Source organism: Mycobacterium sp. NGS39 (genome assembly GCF_059812765.1).
The window spans coordinates 1-1,690 of sequence record NZ_JCALDH010000029.1; the positions used below are offsets into that span (position 1 = coordinate 1).

Annotated in this window: 2 protein-coding genes; both read left to right on the top strand. The window is 64.9% G+C overall.

The window, feature by feature from the left end; translation table 11 throughout:
• Window positions 1-1,181: ammonium transporter (locus AC5Y39_RS21205; protein WP_500048288.1), on the top strand; the 1,181-nt coding region annotated here is incomplete at its 5' end.
• Window positions 1,182-1,289: 108 nt separating this feature from the next.
• Window positions 1,290-1,487 (top strand): hypothetical protein, encoded by a 198-nt coding sequence (locus AC5Y39_RS21210; RefSeq protein WP_500048289.1) that lies wholly within the window; start codon window positions 1,290-1,292, stop codon window positions 1,485-1,487.
• Window positions 1,488-1,690: the final 203 nt, after the last annotated feature.

Genomic DNA, 1,690 nt, shown 5'->3' on the forward strand with positions numbered 1-1,690 from the left:
TGAGTTTCATCTCGATCCCGCTGGTCACTGCGGCGTGGCTGCTCCTCGGCTACACGCTGGCGTTCTCCGGCAGTGGAGCTGGCGGGCTGATCGGGGACCTGGCTCATGTCTCGATGGTCGGCATCGGCCCGGACACCGCCCACGGCGCGGTGCCGGAACTGTTGTTCGCCACGTTCGAGCTCGGCTTCGCGATCGTCACAGCCGCACTGGTGAGCGGCGCGATCGCGGACCGGGCAAAGTTCGCCGCCTGGACGGTGTTCGTTCCGCTGTGGGCCATCGCTGTCTATGCCGTAGTGGCCCACTGGGTGTGGGCGCCGGGCGGCTGGCTGTTCGAGCTCGGCGCGCTGGACTACGCCGGCGGTCTCGTCGTTGAAATCGTCTCCGGCGCGTCAGCGCTGGCGCTGGCTTTGGTGCTGGGGCCGCGCATCGGGTTCAAGAAAGACGCCATGCGCCCGCACAACCTTCCGTTCGTGTTGCTCGGGGTGGGGTTGCTGTGGTTCGGGTGGTTCGGGTTCAACGCGGGCTCGGCGCTGGCCGCCAACGGAACTGCCTCGGCGGTCTTTCTCAACACCCTCGTCGCCGGTTGCCTCGGCATGCTCGGCTGGTTGTCGGTGGAGCGGATTCGCGACGGCAAGCCGACCACCTTCGGTGCTGCCTCAGGGGTGGTTGCCGGGCTGGTGGCGATCACGCCGTCGTGCGGAACGGTCAACACGCTGGGCGCAGCCGTCGTCGGGGTGGCCGCGGGCATCGTCTGCTCGTTCGCGATCGGGCTGAAGTTCCGGTTCGGTTACGACGACTCCCTGGACGTGGTCGGCGTGCACTTTGTGGGCGGGCTGGTCGGGGTGCTGCTGATCGGCCTGTTGGCCACCCAGGTGATGACGGGTGGTCCGCAAGGGCTCTTCTACCACGGCGGATTCGCGCAGCTGGGCAAACAGGCGCTTGCGGCCGCGGTGGTCGGCGTCTATGCGTTCGTGGTGTCGTATGGACTGGCAAAGGTCATCGACTTGGTGATGGGCTTTCGCGTCAGCCCTGAAGACGAGAAGACCGGCGTCGACTTCACCCAGCACGCCGAAACGGCGTACGCCGAAGGCGTGCACGGGTATCAGCCGTCATGGCGGCCCTGGCCCTTCGGCGACCTCGGCGGACAGAGCGCGCAGCCGGAAGCGGCCGAAGAAAGCTAGCGGTCACGGCGTATCTGAGGCTGCCGCCACGTTGGCCGGCTGCTCGGCTCGCAAGAACAGTCGATCGTCGACTACTACAACCACCTTCATCAAACAGTTCGAGCAGCCATGAAACATTCGAAAGTCGTCGACAGCAGCGGCAGGGTTTTGCTGCAACGTGATCAACGACTCGCTGTCTGCGACAACGGCAATAACTGGGGCTTCACCAACACCGATCCTGGCACCTATACCGATGTTCTCGATGTCGAGCCAGAAAAAGGTGGCGTCCACCTGCAGGCTGAACAGCAATTCACCGTCGACGCATGAACTCGTCAGCCCGCAGGCGGAGAGGTGGCGTGCGTAAAGCGGTTCAGTCAGCCGTTTTGGTCAACTGGACACGGAAGTGCATTTCCTTGACGGGCGCACTGCCGCCACTCAGCCGGGTGCAACCCGGCCCACACGTGGTGAACACCAGGTCTCCCTCATCGTGGCAGTGTCGCCGACCACTGTCGTGTAAGTGCCGCTCAGTG

What these genes read in the sequence shown, in the direction of transcription:
- AC5Y39_RS21210 (WP_500048289.1), top strand. Translation starts at nt 1,290, where the DNA reads ATGAAACATTCGAAAGTCGTCGACAGCAGCGGCAGGGTTTTGCTGCAA.